Origin of the sequence: Staphylococcus devriesei (assembly GCF_002902625.1) — a bacterium.
GTDB lineage: Bacteria > Bacillota > Bacilli > Staphylococcales > Staphylococcaceae > Staphylococcus > Staphylococcus devriesei.
This window is the reverse complement of record NZ_PPRG01000103.1, coordinates 1-322: the sequence shown is the minus strand read 5'-3', so window position 1 is coordinate 322 and position 322 is coordinate 1. Positions and strand designations below refer to the sequence as shown.

Sequence of the window (322 nt, the reverse complement as noted above, 5' to 3'; positions counted from 1 at the left end):
ACTTCATTGTTCCAGACTTTGCCGATGATAGCGTAGATTTAACAGATATTAAAGAAGTTAAAACAGCGACACGTAAATCAAATGGAACATTGACTATAAATGCAACACCTCCTAAAAAACTCACATGGAGTAACCAACCATACTTCAAAGCCGTTGCAGATAATGCTGGCGTAAGTATTTGTAGACCAAATCATAACAATGTCATGGTGGTTACAAACGAAACATACCAACCTGGAGATGTATTTTATGTTTATGAAATTCGTGATGGTTGGGCTAGAGTATACAGTGCTAGCAATAACGGTTTTGTATGGTATGAACGTCT

Annotated in this window: 1 pseudogene; it reads left to right on the top strand. The window is 37.0% G+C overall.

The window, feature by feature from the left end:
• Positions 1-322: pseudogene (locus CD147_RS11645) on the top strand (N-acetylmuramoyl-L-alanine amidase); the annotation flags it as partial.